Origin of the sequence: Nodularia chucula CCY0103 (assembly GCF_963923915.1) — a bacterium.
Classification (GTDB): Bacteria; Cyanobacteriota; Cyanobacteriia; order Cyanobacteriales; family Nostocaceae; genus Nodularia; species Nodularia chucula.
This window is the reverse complement of record NZ_CAWUOL010000234.1, coordinates 1-478: the sequence shown is the minus strand read 5'-3', so window position 1 is coordinate 478 and position 478 is coordinate 1. Positions and strand designations below refer to the sequence as shown.

The window sequence follows — 478 nt, the reverse complement described above, 5'->3', positions numbered from 1 at the left end:
GATTGTCATTACAACACAATCAATTGCTGAATCTTTTTCCTACTCTTTTTTTACTAAAATGCGTTATTCACTACAAAAAACATAACTGCTACCTTTCTCTTTCATTGGCAACCAAGTTATACATTTTTGATAGTTTTTACACAAGGTGGAGATTAGCGGACTCGAACCGCTGACATCCTGCTTGCAAAGCAGGCGCTCTACCAACTGAGCTAAACCCCCATCAGTCAGTTATCAGGTATCAGTTCCCAATTATCAGTTTTTTTTACTGACCACTGTTTACTGTTGACTGTTAACCGATTTCAGGTGGGCCATCCTGGACTCGAACCAGGGACCTCACCCTTATCAGGGGTGCGCTCTAACCACCTGAGCTAATAGCCCATTATCCGAACCCAACATATAGTTTGAAAGCTCAACAAATACCCACGACCGACCTAGAGATGACCATCTCAATTATCTATTTGCTTATCGCAATCGATTT

Annotated in this window: 2 tRNA genes; both read right to left on the bottom strand. The window is 41.4% G+C overall.

Annotated elements, in window-relative coordinates:
- Positions 1 to 146 precede the first annotated feature (146 nt).
- A tRNA-Ala gene (locus ACM0OP_RS24375) sits at positions 147 to 219 on the bottom strand.
- Positions 220 to 304: 85 nt separating this feature from the next.
- A tRNA-Ile gene (locus tag ACM0OP_RS24370) sits at positions 305 to 378 on the bottom strand.
- Positions 379 to 478: the final 100 nt, after the last annotated feature.